Annotated in this window: 10 protein-coding genes and 1 pseudogene; 10 read left to right on the top strand and 1 reads right to left on the bottom strand. The window is 69.6% G+C overall.

Annotated elements, in window-relative coordinates; translation table 11 throughout:
* The first annotated feature begins 69 nt into the window (after positions 1 to 69).
* The 10 genes and pseudogenes from eccD to DI276_RS53625 all read left to right on the top strand — a co-directional run.
* Positions 70 to 1,437, top strand: coding sequence for a type VII secretion integral membrane protein EccD (eccD, locus tag DI276_RS22975; protein ID WP_157984882.1), 1,368 nt, complete (start codon positions 70 to 72; stop codon positions 1,435 to 1,437).
* Complete coding sequence (gene eccB / locus DI276_RS22970; RefSeq protein ID WP_112266633.1) at positions 1,437 to 2,870, top strand: type VII secretion protein EccB; 1,434 nt, start codon at positions 1,437 to 1,439, stop codon at positions 2,868 to 2,870. The genes eccD and eccB overlap by 1 nt, the downstream gene beginning before the upstream one ends.
* 126 nt (positions 2,871 to 2,996) lie before the next feature.
* Positions 2,997 to 3,293, top strand: coding sequence for a WXG100 family type VII secretion target (locus DI276_RS22965; protein WP_157984881.1), 297 nt, complete (start codon positions 2,997 to 2,999; stop codon positions 3,291 to 3,293).
* A 55-nt stretch (positions 3,294 to 3,348) separates the two neighbouring features.
* Entirely contained in the window at positions 3,349 to 3,645 is a 297-nt protein-coding gene (locus DI276_RS22960; RefSeq protein WP_112266629.1) for a WXG100 family type VII secretion target, read from the top strand.
* Positions 3,646 to 3,732: 87 nt separating this feature from the next.
* Entirely contained in the window at positions 3,733 to 4,143 is a 411-nt protein-coding gene (locus DI276_RS22955; protein WP_112266627.1) for a hypothetical protein, read from the top strand.
* A gap of 72 nt (positions 4,144 to 4,215) precedes the next feature.
* Positions 4,216 to 7,347: a hypothetical protein gene (locus DI276_RS53045; RefSeq protein WP_112266626.1), complete on the top strand. Its 3,132-nt coding sequence runs from the start codon at positions 4,216 to 4,218 to the stop codon at positions 7,345 to 7,347.
* Between the two features lie 3 nt (positions 7,348 to 7,350).
* Positions 7,351 to 8,775: a hypothetical protein gene (locus DI276_RS22945; RefSeq protein WP_112266624.1), complete on the top strand. Its 1,425-nt coding sequence runs from the start codon at positions 7,351 to 7,353 to the stop codon at positions 8,773 to 8,775.
* Complete coding sequence (locus DI276_RS22940; protein WP_112266622.1) at positions 8,772 to 9,242, top strand: YbaB/EbfC family nucleoid-associated protein; 471 nt, start codon at positions 8,772 to 8,774, stop codon at positions 9,240 to 9,242. The genes DI276_RS22945 and DI276_RS22940 overlap by 4 nt, the downstream gene beginning before the upstream one ends.
* A complete protein-coding gene (locus DI276_RS22935; RefSeq protein WP_112266613.1) occupies positions 9,235 to 9,633 on the top strand; it encodes a WXG100 family type VII secretion target in 399 nt (132 codons plus the stop codon). The genes DI276_RS22940 and DI276_RS22935 overlap by 8 nt, the downstream gene beginning before the upstream one ends.
* 51 nt (positions 9,634 to 9,684) lie before the next feature.
* Positions 9,685 to 10,023, top strand: a pseudogene (locus DI276_RS53625) (WXG100 family type VII secretion target); the annotation flags it as partial.
* Between the two features lie 143 nt (positions 10,024 to 10,166).
* Here DI276_RS53625 and DI276_RS22925 read toward each other — a convergent pair.
* Positions 10,167 to 11,825, bottom strand: coding sequence for a hypothetical protein (locus DI276_RS22925; RefSeq protein ID WP_157984880.1), 1,659 nt, complete (start codon positions 11,823 to 11,825; stop codon positions 10,167 to 10,169).
* Positions 11,826 to 12,622: the final 797 nt, after the last annotated feature.

Below are 12,622 nucleotides of genomic sequence, written 5' to 3'. Positions count from 1 at the left end.
GCACGCTCGTCTTTCGCCAGAAGGATTCCGGTGCCCAAAATGGAAGAACGCACGCAGCATCGCACAAACGTGCCGACGAGGCTACGGTTCGTTCTCGGCGACAAGGCGGTCGACGTCGCACTGCCGGGTGATGTGCAGCTGGTCGACCTGCTGCCCTCGATCCTGGCCCAGTTCGGGAAGGAGCGGATCGAGGAAAGCGTCGACCACGAGGGCTGGGTCGTGCAGCGGCTCGGTGAGGAGCCGCTGGACGAGGACTCCTCGCCCGCCGAGCTGCAGTTGCACGACGGAGACACCGTCTACCTGAGACCGAGGAGCGAAGAGCTCGCCCCGCTGGACTTCGACGACCTCGTCGACGGTCTCGCCGAACGGGCCCGCGCGGACGCGGGCAGGTGGACGCCGGAGCGGTCGCGGTGGATGCTGCGGACCGGTGCGGTGGTCGCGCTGCTCACCGGTCTGGCGGCCCTTTTCGCAGGTCCCGGCGCCGTGTCGTTCTGGACGGTGCCCGCCGTGGTGGCGCTGGCACTGGTCATCGGAGCAGCCGCCGTGGCGCGCACGATCGGTGATGTCGTCGACGCCACCGCGCTCGCACTGGTCAGTGTGGTTTACGCGGTTGCGGCGGGATGGCTGCTCGCCAGGTGGCTCGATCCCGGCGGCGAGGTCGGTGTCGCGATTTCCTGTGCGTTGGCGCTGGGGATCGTGGCGACGGTGCTCGCCCTGGTCGCCGTCGCCGACTCGGCGCTGATCTTCACCGCCTGCCTGGTGTTCGGCGTGTTCACGCTGGTCCCGACGGTGATCTGGGCCTGGTCGGACCTGACCGCGCAGCAGAGCGCCGCCATCGGTGTCGCGGTGAACCTGGTGGCCGCGCTTTTCGTGCCGGGCACCGCGTTCCGGCTCGGCAGGTTGAAACTGCCCATGCTGCCCACCGAGGCGGCGGAGGTGAAGGAGGACATCGACCCGGTTCCGCACCGCGTCGTCGTCGAGCGCGGCGCTGTCGTCTTCGGCTACCTCACCGCGCTGTACCTGGGTTTCGGCGCCTCGCAGACGTTGCTGCTGGTCGGTCTGAGCGTCCGGGGTGGACAGTGGCCCTTGATCTTCGTCGCGGTCTGCGCGTTGCTGTTGTTCCTGCGCGCCAGGCATCTGAACGGGGTGCTGGCGCGGTGGTCGCTGCTCGTGCCCGCGGCGGCCGCGGTCGTGGCCGTCGTGCTGCGCCTGGCGTTCGGCGACGACCCGCTGGACCGCGTGCTGGCGGTGCTGACGCCGCTCGTGCTCGCCGGCGCCGCTTTCGTCGTGCTCACCCCGGTTCTGCCCGGTAGGCGGATGCGGCCGTACTGGGGCCGGGCGGTGGACATCCTGGAGTACACGACCGCGATCGCCGTCGTCCCCGTGCTGCTGGCGGTGCTGGACGTCTACGCCTGGGTGAGAGGGCTGAGCGGCTGATGCAGTCACGCAAGGATCAGGTCCAGGCCTACTTCTTCGTCGTCGGCCGGTTGGTGTCCGGGCTCATGCAGGGCAAGCCGGACGTGGTGGAGCACCCCAACAAGCGGTTCAACAGCGGCACGTTCGTCGGCCTGCTGGTCGCGTGTCTGCTCGTGGCGTGCTTCGGCATCTACGGGCTGTTGTTCCCCGGTGGCAACAACTCCTGGCGCGTGCAGGGTGCCGTCGTGATGGAGAAGGAGTCCGGGGCCCGGTACGTCTACCTCGACGGCCGGCTGCGACCCGCGCTGAACCTGTCGTCCGCGCTGCTCGCCGCCGGTGACGCGGCCAAGATCACCTCGGTCAGCAAGAGCTCACTGACCGGCGTTCCGGTCGGCACCCCGATCGGCATTCCCGGCGCGCCGGACGGGCTGCCCGTCGCGGACCGGCTCAACACCTCGCCGTGGACGGTCTGCGCCAAGCCGTCCGACCACAACGCCGTGGCGAGCGCGCCGACCGTGACGTTGCGCCTGGACGGTGTGGCGGGTACGCCCGCACCGCAGGACCACGCCCTGCTGGCGTCCACTCCGGACGGTTCCACCCAGCTGGTGTGGCGCGGGGTCCGGCACCGGGTCGCGAGTCCGGCGGTCCTCGAGGCGATGGGCTACAACTCGGCTCCGCCCGTGCTGGTGTCGCCCGCCTGGCTGAACGTGCTCCCGGTCGGGCGTGACCTGAGGCCTCCGTCCATTGCGGACATCGGTGCGCCGGGGCCTGCGGTGGCCGGCAAGCCCGGTCGCGTCGGGCAGCTCTACGAGCTCAAGAACCCCGCCATCGGGTCGGACACGCTGTACGTGCTGCAGGCCGGCGGGCTCATGCCGGTCAGCCGCAGCGTGGCGTCCATGCTGCTGGTCGACCCCGCGGTGAAGAAGGCCTACCCGGACTCGTCCGTGCGGCCGATCGAGGTGGGGCCGGGTGACGTGGCAGGGATTCCGGTCGTGCCGGGCGACCAGGCGTCGGCCGACCTGCCGGCGGCCCCGCCCGTGCTGGTGGACCTCGGCGGGTCCGGGGAGCCGTGCCTGAGGTTCGACCCGCGTCCCGAAGGCGGGCACACGCCGTCGCTGGTGATCCTGCCGGACTCGGCGGAGAGCGCCGCCGTGCCGCCTGCGGGCAAGCACACCGTGGGTACGACCGCCGACCAGGTTGTCATCCCAACGGGTGGTGGCGCCCTCGTGTCCGCCGTCGCCGCTCCCGGTGCGCCACCGGGCACCGGGTTCCTCGTGACCGATTTGGGCGTCAAGTACCCGTTGGCGGACGAGAACGTGGCGGGCGTGCTCGGCTACGGGCACCTGCCCGCCGTGGGTGTCCCGGTAGGACTGCTCGCGCTGCTGCCGAGCGGCCCCGCGCTGAACCCGGCCGACGCCGTGGTGAGCAGGCCGATCAGCCCGCCGGGCTCATGAGGGATATTCCCCGGCTTGGTCCTGAGTGGACTTCTGAGCCCGCGCGGACCGGCGTGCGGACCTCTAATTGAACCGCGGCCGTTCCTCGGGGCACGGCCTTCGAAATTCATTCAGGAGGTTATGAGAATGGCGGGAAACAACACCAAGCTGACTCCGGCCGACGTACAGGCCGTGGCGAAGAAGCACCGCAACTGCGCCGACGACATCACGAGCCAGCAGCGCACGCTCACCACCCACATCAACACCCTGACCTCGGTGAACAGCGGCCGGATGATGCAGAAGCTGACCGAGGTCCACCACGAGTGGGACCGCCTCACCAAGGACATCGTCACCAACCTGACGACGATGGCGACGACGCTCGACAGCGTGGCGACGAACCTGCAGAGCGAGGACGAGGCCGGCGCGGCCGGGGTCAACCTCTGACCTGAAGTTTGCAGTCCCTTTACCGAAGACTTTCTTTCTCGTCAGGAGTGAAACAGTGACCAGCGGCTTGATCAATTACGACTACGCCTCGATCTCCGAAGGCGTGAACCACATGCGGCAGATCAACAACAACATCCGCGACCAGGTGAGCAACCTGCGCCGCGAGGTGCAGAACCTGCGGGGCGCCTTCACCGGTGCCGCCTCGGACTCGTACGACACCTGCTCGCAGAAGATCGCTCAGGACCTCACGACGAGCAACCAGCAGCTCGACACGCTGGCGGGCAAGGTCAACACCGGCGCCAACAACTTCCAGGACCGGGACCGCGGCGAGTCGCGCCGTTTCCAGCCCTGATGAGCCGCGGGTGGTGCCGGACATCCCGGGTCCGGCACCACCCGCTCCCATCATCGCAGGACTCCCAGCACCTCAGAAAGGTCGGACATGGCTGGAAGTGGTGACCACACGCACATCGACCCGGAGGCTGTGCGCTCCGCGGCGAGCGAGATCGGTGGCCTGCTCGGCGACATGTCGCCGTTCCAGAAGTGCACCTCCACCGAGACGAAGGCGGGCAACTTCGGGGCCGCCCAGTGGCTCGAGGAAGTGGTGCACGACAGGCAGAAGGGCCTGCTGGAGCACGCGACGCACGTGAAGCTCGTCCTCGGCGACATCGACCAGAGCCTCAACCAGGTCAGTGACGCCCTCGAGGACACCGACGACACGAACGCCCGCCAGATCGACCGCGCGGTCGGTCACGAGGTCAACGTCATGAAGATCCACGCCTACGAGAGCGGCGCGACGGCGCGGGAGGTGGCGGGGAATCAGCCAGAAGGCTCCCAGGACCAGCGCGACTGAAGCGGGTGCCAGTGCTCGCCGGGCACTGGCATCTGCTTGAGCCGCGCGGAACAACGACGCTGAGGACGTGAGATGACCACACCGGACTCTGGTGACGGCTCCCGGTTCAACGTGACCGGCGGTCCTGCCAAGTTCGACTCCGACACGCAGATCCACGGCGTTGGCGGGTCTGATGTCGTTGTGGTGCAACCGATCACCATGGGACCGGGACCGCAGGTCAGCGATTCCGCCGCCGGTTCGACGAGCGCTGCGCTGAGCGTCAACGGCGACGGCATCACGTCGATCGAGCAGTTCAAGTCCGTGGCCGGCACGGCGTTGGACCTGGGAGCCGCGGAGGGCTGGAACGCGCTGGCAGCCGCCTTCGAGGCGTCGACCAACTCGTTGACGGAGTTCCAGCGGGGCTTCAACTCCGCCGTGCAGGGCGTGAAACCCTCGTTCCGGGGCTGGGCGGGCGACCAGTTCCAGGACTTCGCGACCAACCAGATCCTGCGGCGCAGCCAGGACGTCACCTCGGCGCTGTCGAGCTACCCCGCCGCGTTGCGGTCCATCTCCCGGTCGATCACCTTCTTCCAGGCGAAGGTCGCCGAGATCGAGGCCGAGGCCAAGTCCCGGTTGCAGGAGAAGTCGCGGCTCGTCGACAAGCTGTCGGCGGCGATGACCACGCTGGGCACGGAGTTCGACGCCGGCGGGTACATGAAGACGGTCGTCCAGAAGGACCTCGACACCACTGTGCTGCCCGAGTTGCGGCGGGCGCTGATCGATCTCGCCAACTCCTATGCGAGCAACGGCAAGGCGTTGACCGAGTTCGACCCTCGGGCGATGCAGCCGCCGCGTGGAGCGCATTCCTCTCAAGCCGGTGGTGGCGCGGGCGCCGGCGCCGCAGCGGGCGGCGGCGCGGGCTCCGGTGGTGGCGCGGCTGCGGGTGCGAAGGGCAACGGCACCGCCGACGGGGCGAAGGACGGTGACTCCGCAGCCGCTGCCGCTGGTGCTGCCGGTGGGGGTGCCGCCGCTGGTGCCGCAGCGGGCACGAGCGCCGATGCTGCTGGTGCCGGCACCGGTGCTGCCGCGACGGAGGCTCGGCAGAAGGCCATCGCGGACGCGAAGAAGGTCGCGGACAAGGGAATCGACGACCTGCTGAAGGCCACGCCACCGGCGGGGACCTCACCGGAGGCCGACGCACGACGCGAGGCGTTGTTGGAGGCGAAGAAGTCCATCGACCAGCGCTTCGACGAGCTCGCCGCGCAGGAGGCTTCCGGCGCGGGCCAGTCGACCGACGCGGCGCGGCAGCAGGCATTGGCCGACGCCAAGAAGGCCGCTGACGACACGATCGGCAAGCTGCAGCAGGAAGGGCAGGGCGCCGGCTTCGTCCCCGGTACCGGTACCGGTGCCGGTACCGGTGTGGCGGGCGGCTCTCGTGCGGGAGCCGGCGCCGGTAAGGGCGCTGGTGGCGGCGCGGCCGGTGGGTCTGGTGGTGGTGGCGCGGCCGGTGGTTCTGGCGGCGGTGCGACCGGCAGCGGTGGTGGCGCCACCGACAAGGCGAACGCGGCGCGGCAGAAGGCGTTGGCGGACGCCAAGAACGCGGCTGACGCCGCGATCGGGAAGCTGCAGCAGTCGGGTGACGGTGCCGGCGGTGCTGGGATGGCCGGGTTCGGTGGGGGCGCCGGAGGTTCGAAGGGCCGCTCCGGTGCGAAGGGTGGTGCCGGCGCCAGCTCGGAGACGCCGCGGCAGAAGGCCTTGGCAGACGCCAAGAACGCGGCCAACGCCGCGATCAGCGCGCTGCAGCAGCAGAGCGCCGGCGACCCCGCCCGCCAGAAGGCGTTGGAGGCAGCGAAGAAGGCCGCCAACGACGCGATCGACGCCATCAAGAAGACCGACGAAGGCGGCGCCGCTCAGAACGGCAACGCGGACGCCGTGCGGCAGAGGGCGTTGGGAGAGGCCAAGAAGGCCGCGGACGCCGCGATCAAGAGCCTGGCCGGTGGCGCCGGCGCGGACAGTGGTGCCGGCGATGCCGCGCGGCAGAAGGCGTTGGGGGACGCTCGGAAGGCTGCCGACGCCGCGATCAAGGCCTTGGGCAGCGGTACCGGTGCCGGTGGTGAGTCCGAGCGGCAGAAGGCGTTGAGCGAGGCGAAGAAGGCCGCGGACGCCGCGATGAAGGGCCTGAGCGCCGGCTCCGGAACGGGTGGTTCCGGCGGTGCTGCCGGTGGTTCGGATGCGACGAAGGTGGCTGCTGGGAATGAGGCTGCTCGTCGGGAGGCTCAGCGGCAGGCTGAGTCGGCGATGGCGGCGTTGTCCACTGGTGCTTCCGGTGGCGGCAGCGGGTCTGGTGGGGGCAGCGGTTCCGGCGGTGCTGCCGGTGGTTCGGATGCGACGAAGGTGGCTACTGCGAATGAGGCTGCTCGTCGGGAAGCTCAGCGGCAGGCTGACGCTGCGGTGAAGGCGTTGTCCACTGGCGGTTCCGGTGGTTCTGGTGCCGGTGGTTCGGATGCGACGAAGGTGGCTGCTGGGAACGAGGCTGCTCGTCGGGAGGCTCAGAGGCAGGCTGACGCGGCGATGGCGGCGTTGTCCAGCGGCGGAACCGGCGGCGGTTCAAGTGGTGGTGCGTCACATTCGGGCCACAACACCTCACCCACCCCCCAAGGCGGCGCGAACCCCGCCGCCGCGGACGAGGCACGGCGGCAGGCGCAGCAGGCGATCGACGCACTGAACTCCGGCGGCGGATCGGGTTCGGACAACGCCCCGTCCGACACGTCCCGCTTCTCCGACGCGGCTCGCAAGGAGGCGAACGACGCGATCAAGGCGCTCACGTCCGGCGGGGCCGACGAGAAGTCGTCGTTGGCCGGCTTCCTCGGTGGCGCGGGCAAGACCGGCGGAACCGCTGGCGTCGGCGGAAGTGGTCTAGGCAGCGGGAACCTCGGTGCCTCCGGCGTCGCCCTGACGTCGGAGGGCGCCGTCAACTCCGCCGGCGACCAGGGATTCACGGTGCCGGGCCGCGGCCAGGGCAGCGGCGCGGCCTTGGGCCGGGTGCCCGGTGGTGTTCCCGGCGACCCCGGCATGCCCATGATGCCGCCGCCGGCCGCCGGAGCGGGCGCCGCCGGTGGTCCTCAGAAGCAGGAGCGCGAGCGGACCACGTGGCTGCAGGGCGATCCGGACGACTGGCGCGAAGACGACACGGGCGTGTCATCGCCGACGCTCGGACGGAGCTGACCGATGGCGACCTCACACGACGGGCAGCCGGTGTTCGAGGAGATCCTCGAACGCGTGCTCGCCGCGGACTCCGAGAGCTTCTACACGCAGGCCAACGCGTTCGAGCAGGCGGTGGTGTCTCTCGACGACGCCAAGGGACTGCTGAGGAAGCATCGGCGGGTCCTGGAGGAATCCTGGTCCAACAGCACCGAACAGCGGTTCGACCAGCTGGACGGCTTGGTGCGGCACCTTTCGGCGCTGATGGGCGACATGCCCAGCTATCCCGTCCTGCTGCGCCTCATCGGTGACGCCATTGTGGACAGTCGCAGGCGGTTGCTCGACCTGCGTCACCAGCCGGCCACCGCGGACTCGCGCGCGTCGTCCGACCGCGACGAGCAGGCTCGCAAGATCCTCGACGACCTGTCCCGCACGTATCGGGAGCTCGGCGGCCGGTTGCCGGAACTGCCGGAACGCACCGCGAGCGGCCACACGCTGGTCGCGCCGCCGCCGCGCGTCGACACCGGGGAACGCGCTGGCACAGCCGGTGTCGTCACTGGTGGTGCCGCGGGGTTCGCGCCCGTCAACGCGATGTTGATGCGTTCGCAGACGGTCGCGTCCGAGGACGTCGCGGAGAAGGATGATCACGTGTCGCAAGCCGCCTTCGGGGGCTTCGCGCAGCTCGCGACCCGGTCGGCGCCGGCCAAGCCGCCCGCCCAGAAGGTCCCGTCGTTCAACGGCTTCGCGCGGCTTGCCGACCAGGACGACGCGGCCGTTCTGGCGGTGTTGTCGCGAGCGCCTGGCTCGGCTGCCGCGGAAGGCACTGCGCAGCAACGAGATCGGGGCCACGGCGACACTGCCGAGGTTGCGGCGAAACCGGACCGCTCGGACATCCTGTCCAATGTGGACAAAGCAGCTCCGGTGAAGCTGGAGTCGGCCCCTGCCGCGGCTTCGGCGCCCGCAGCGGCGCCGCCTGCAACGGTGTCGGCTCCGGCGGCTTCAGCTGCGACAGGTTCGGCTTCGGCACCTTCGGCTTCGGTGTCAGCGGCTTCCGCTCCGGCGGTCGCGGCCGACACCTCCACCGCCAGGCCGCAGCAGCTTCCGTTGACGACCACCTCCGTGCTTGCGTCGGCGCCCGCCACGCCCACGGCGCACCCCGTTCCTCCCGCCGCCACGCCGGGTCTCCCGGCGTCTCCGGCACACACGAACTTCGCGCCGGACACGGCATCCGCGGCGAACATGATGCGCCCAGGCCTGGGGGCGGCCGTTCCCCCTGGCGTGCCCGGTGCCCCGCTGGGACGCGGCGCGGAGGTGTGGTTGCGGGGCGACAGCGGCGACTGGACCGCCACTCACACGCCTGCCGGCCAGCCGGGCAGCGATCACGCGTGCGATCACAGGCTGGGCTTCACCGGAGACAGGAACGCCACCGGGCAAGGAGAGGATGCGCGATGAAGGACTGGAGCGCCGAGTTCAGGACGGTGGAGGAAGCCCAAGAGGCGGCGTTGGCCTCTCTCGACCGCGAACACCAAAAGCTCACCGAAGTGACGAACATGATCGACCAGGAGTCGACGACGGTGCGGTCCAAGGACCGTTCGGTGTCGATGGACTTCGACGGTCGGGGCGAGGTCACCGCGATCACGTTCCACGGCACGAAATACCGGACCATGGCGCCCGCGGAGCTGAGCCACGTGCTCATGGAGACGCTCCGCGCGGGCCGTGCCCAGTGCCTGCAGAAAGTGGCCGACGCGATGGGCGAGGACTTCCTGCCCGGCATCAGCTTCGCCGACCTGGCCACCGGAAAGATGGACGCCGAGGACATCTTCCAGAAGCTCGTGTCGCCGTTCCTGGGCGACGAGGCCGCTGACGGCATCCTCGGCCGTTCCCAGAAGGACACGCAGGGAGGTGGCCAGAATGGCTGACAAGACGAGGATCGACCCGGACCTGGCGCGCGCCGAGATCGCACGCCTGAAGGGAATCGCGTCGCGGTTCCAGTCCGCTGTGGACAAAATCAAGTCGGACGCCGCGCAGCACGAAGGCTGCTGGGGCAACGACGAGTTCGGTCAGGCGTTCGGCAAGAGCTACGAGCCCGGAGAGAAGCAGATGCTCGACAACGCCGGGCAGATGAAGGAAGGAGTCACCAGCACCGCGACGCAGGTCGAGCAGGCCGTCGACGCCTTCGAGAAGACCGACGAGATCAACGCCGGCAACCTGACCGTGGCAGAGGTCCGCGAGAGCCGGCTCACCGAGGTGTCTTCCGCGGACGTGGTCGATGTCAGCGAGGTTCGCGAGGTCCGCCTCAGTTCCCGCTGAGACAACGCATCACCTGTAGCCGCAGCGACTTCCTGTCAGGTAGGTCCCCACATGACGACGCATCTGCCACCTGAGCTTCAAACACTGCTGAAGCTCACCGTCGGCATGCCCTGGCCGGAGGGCGACGAAGGCGAGATGTGGGACCTGGCGAGGTCGTGGCGGACCTTCGCCGACGAACTGGACCAGCTCGCCTCCGATCTGGACGCGGAGGCGAGTGCTTTCGGGCGCGCCATCGAGGGAGACACCGGGACGGCGCTGCAGAAGCATCTGAGAGATGTCCTCGGCAAGTCCGCGGGCGAGATGAAGGACGGCGCGGAGCAACTGGCGAAGGCGCTGCAGAACGGCGGCGCCGACATCCAGAAGACCAAGGCCATGATCATCGGGATGCTGGCGATCCTGGCCGCAACGCTGGCGTCCCTGTTCGCGTCCCTCTTCGGATCGATCTTCGCGCCGGGGGTCATCGCCGCCGCGCGCGTCGGCATCGGCTTCGCCCTGCGTGCCCTGGTGCAGAGGCTGATGCAGGCCGGCTTCGCTCAGATCCTGAAGCAGATCGCCATCAAGGTCGTGACCAACACGGCCATGGGCACGGCGTTCATGGTCGGCCTGGACGCGGGCATCCAGGGCGGCCAGATCGCCGCCGGAAAGCGCGAAGGCTTCGACAAGGAATCTCTCAAGGGCTCCGCGATCGGTGGCGCCATCGGAGGAGCGCTGAGCGGCCTGGGCGAGGGCTTCGCCGGCGTGCTGGGCAAGGCAGCCGGCTCGGCCTTCTCCCACTCGTCACGCGGCCTGAAGGCCGTGATCGGGACGCTGACGAACACCGGCTTCCAGATCGCCGCCGCAGTAGCGAGCAACCCGCTCACCAACGTCGCAACGGGCAGTTCCGGCGGCAACCTCACCGACGGCATGTTCGGCGCCTTCGAGCCAGGCGGTGGCGGCCGCCCGAAGGTGAACATCCGCAACATCGATCCGTTGACCGTGCGCCCGCTCAACTCGGTCCCGGTGCCGTCGCCCGCCGGCCTCGACACCGCGACCCCGCTGCCCACATCAGACACCACGCCCAGCACCACGACGGTGCCGCCGGCCACGACCTCGTCTGGTACTGCGTCCTCGTCGAGCACCTCAACGTCGTCTGGCACCAGTACTGCGACTGGCAACACGACCAGTTCGACCTCTGCGACCCCGACCTCCGCAACACGGACCTCCGCTACGCCGGACTCGACGACGCGGACGGCGAATTCGCCGCAAACCACCGCACCGGTGACCACCACGCCGGTGACCGACAGCCGTGGCCGGGAACTGGGCTCAGGCTTCACCGGCGGCAGCAAAGCTGCAGTGCCCACCACGGCCGAGCCGAACACTCGCTCGTCGAACGGACAGTCGACATCCGGGAACGAAAGGTCCGCCACCCAGCCGTCGTCGGGACGCCCGACGACGAGTACCTCCCTGGACGGCCGGTCGTCCACGGCCAGCTCGCCGGAACAGCGCCCTGCGACAACATCAGGCGAGCAGTCGTCCGCCGCATCGCCAAACGGACGCGCGTCGAACACCTCGTCGGCCGAGCGTGCAGCCACATCTGCGTCGCCGTCGGGGCAGCGGTCGTCGTCGGCTGAACGTTCTGTCGGCTCGTCGGTGTTTGAGCGTGGGTCCGAGGTTTCGTCGTCGGGTCGTTCGGCTGGTGGTACGTCGTCGGAGCAGCGGCCTGCGACAACGTCGGGCGAGCGGTCGTCTGCGGCGTCGCAGAGTGGGCGTGCGTCGAGCACGTCGTCGGCCGAGCGTGCAGCTACGCCGTCGTCGGCTGAACGTTCTGTCGGCTCGTCGGTGTTTGAGCGTGGGTCCGAGGTTTCGTCGTCGGGTCGTTCGGCTGGTGGTACGTCGTCGGAGCAGCGGCCTGCGACAACGTCGGGCGAGCAGTCATCCGCGGCGTCGCAGAGTGGGCGCACGTCGAATACTTCGTCGGCTACGCACTCAGCCGGCTCGCCGTCGCCGAGTGAAGCTCCGTCCGCCGGACAGGCAGAGCGTCCGGCTACGAAGTCGCAGGGCGATGGGGCGGCAGCAGGTGCGCCGTCGGAACAGCGGTCGGCGGCGTCATCAGCTGAACATCCTGCCGCGTCGCCGACCGGACGTTCCTCCAGCCCGTCGCCGGCCGAGCAGCCGACCGCGGCTTCTTCGTCGGATCGTCCGTCTGCCAGCACGTCATCGGAGCAGCGGCCCGGTACGGCGTCGGGTGAGCAGTCTTCGCCGGTCGAACGTCCGTCCAGCCACGCCGTTGGCCCGTCGCAGGTGGATCAGCGGTCTGCTGCTGATCGTCCGTCGGGTACGTCGTCGGTTGAGCGTGGTGCTGGGCAGGCTTCGTCGGTTGAGCGGCCGTCTGGTGCGTCGGCCGGCGAGCGTCCTGTCACCAGTGCGTCCCCCGTGGAGCGTTCGTCTGTGGCGCCACCGGTGTCGGAGCAGCGGTCTGGGGTGACGTCGGGTGAGCAGTCGTCTGCGGCGTCGCCGGGTGGACGTTCGTCCAGCGAGGCTGCCGGTACGCCGTCGTCGGTGGATCAGCGACATGGGGCGTCGCCTGGTGAGCGGCCTGCTCCTGCTTCCGGTGATCGTCCGTCGGGCACGTCGTCGGTTGAGCGTGGTGCTGGGCAGGCTTCGTCGGGTGAGCGTTCGTCTGGGGCGTCGTCCGGTGAGCGTCCTGTCACGAGTGCGTCTCCTGTGGAGCGTTCGTCTGCGACGTCGTCGGAGAGGCCGTCGTCGGCGGTGCCCTCGCCGTCACTGGCGCCGTCGGAGCAGCGGCATGGGGTGACGTCGGGTGAGCAGTCGTCTGCCGCGTCGTCGAGTGGGCGTTCGTCCGGCCAGGCTGTCGGTACGTCGCCGTCGGATCAGCGGTCGGCCGCGTCGCCTGGTGAGCGGCCTGCTGCTGCTTCGGGTGATCGTCCGTCGAGCGTGTCGTCGGTTGAGCGTGGTGCTGGGCAGGGTTCGTCGGTTGAGCGTTCGTCTG

Source organism: Lentzea terrae (genome assembly GCF_003265345.1).
Classification (GTDB): domain Bacteria; phylum Actinomycetota; class Actinomycetes; order Mycobacteriales; family Pseudonocardiaceae; genus Lentzea; species Lentzea terrae.
This window is presented reverse-complemented; position numbering and strand designations above follow the sequence as displayed.

Coding starts and splice junctions, on each gene's coding strand:
- eccB (WP_112266633.1), top strand. CDS start 1,437: ATGCAGTCACGCAAGGATCAGGTCCAGGCCTACTTCTTCGTCGTCGGC.
- DI276_RS22965 (WP_157984881.1), top strand. CDS start 2,997: ATGGCGGGAAACAACACCAAGCTGACTCCGGCCGACGTACAGGCCGTG.
- DI276_RS22955 (WP_112266627.1), top strand. CDS start 3,733: ATGGCTGGAAGTGGTGACCACACGCACATCGACCCGGAGGCTGTGCGC.
- DI276_RS53045 (WP_112266626.1), top strand. CDS start 4,216: ATGACCACACCGGACTCTGGTGACGGCTCCCGGTTCAACGTGACCGGC.
- DI276_RS22945 (WP_112266624.1), top strand. CDS start 7,351: ATGGCGACCTCACACGACGGGCAGCCGGTGTTCGAGGAGATCCTCGAA.
- DI276_RS22940 (WP_112266622.1), top strand. CDS start 8,772: ATGAAGGACTGGAGCGCCGAGTTCAGGACGGTGGAGGAAGCCCAAGAG.
- DI276_RS22935 (WP_112266613.1), top strand. CDS start 9,235: ATGGCTGACAAGACGAGGATCGACCCGGACCTGGCGCGCGCCGAGATC.